The following is a 732-nucleotide window of genomic DNA, read 5'->3' as shown; positions in this document are numbered from 1 at the left end:
CACCCCGGAAAGTTTCCGCCACGTAAGCTCCAACGATAAAACCAATTGTCAGCACACCGGCAATAAACGGGCTCACATCAATGTAGTCAGGTAAGTAAGAAGTCCACTCATGATTTGGGTCACTAGATGCAAACCATTCATTGAGCGTTTCGTTGATGGAATAGAGGCTATTGTTTAAAAGTATTTGCCCACCAAAGAAAATCAACATCATCAGAACTAAGTCTGGAATGCCGCGAATAATGGTGGTGTAAAGTGTGGCAATTGCTCTTGCCCATTTGTAGGGTGCGAGCTTAGCAAGCGCGCCAAGCATTCCCAATATCACCGCAAGCAGTAGTGACAGAACTGCTACTTCGATGGTTACCAAAGCCCCTTTAAAAATGGAGGCTTCATATCCTTGTAAATCCAGCATAGGTGAGTTCCTAATCCCTAAACTCAAAAAATCGACCGTTGACTACTTCTAGGAACAAGCCAACGGCCGCTTAACTACCGCTTATTCGCCGTAAACATCGTAGTTAAAGTACTTGCCAGCAATTTCTTGGTAAATACCTTTATCACGCAGTGACAAGATTGCCGCATCAAGTTTCTTCGTTAGATCTTTATCTTGTTTACGTACAGCGATACCGAAACCTTCACCGAACCATTTCGCATCAGTCAGAGATGGGCCAACAAATTCGTACGCATCACCACCAGCTTTGTTCAATACACCTTCCTCTAGAGCATAGGCATCGCCCA

Annotated in this window: 1 protein-coding gene and 1 pseudogene; both read right to left on the bottom strand. The window is 44.5% G+C overall.

All coding sequences use genetic code 11. The features are described 5' to 3' along the window. Positions 1–409: ABC transporter permease subunit (locus R7Q11_RS26145; protein WP_225466998.1), on the bottom strand; the 409-nt coding region annotated here is incomplete at its 3' end. Between the two features lie 81 nt (positions 410–490). Beyond that, positions 491–732: pseudogene (locus R7Q11_RS26140) on the bottom strand (transporter substrate-binding domain-containing protein); the annotation flags it as partial.

The organism is Vibrio sp. 970 (assembly GCF_033339075.1).
The sequence above is the reverse complement of the archived record's forward strand: the minus strand, read 5'-3'. Positions and strand labels throughout refer to the sequence as shown.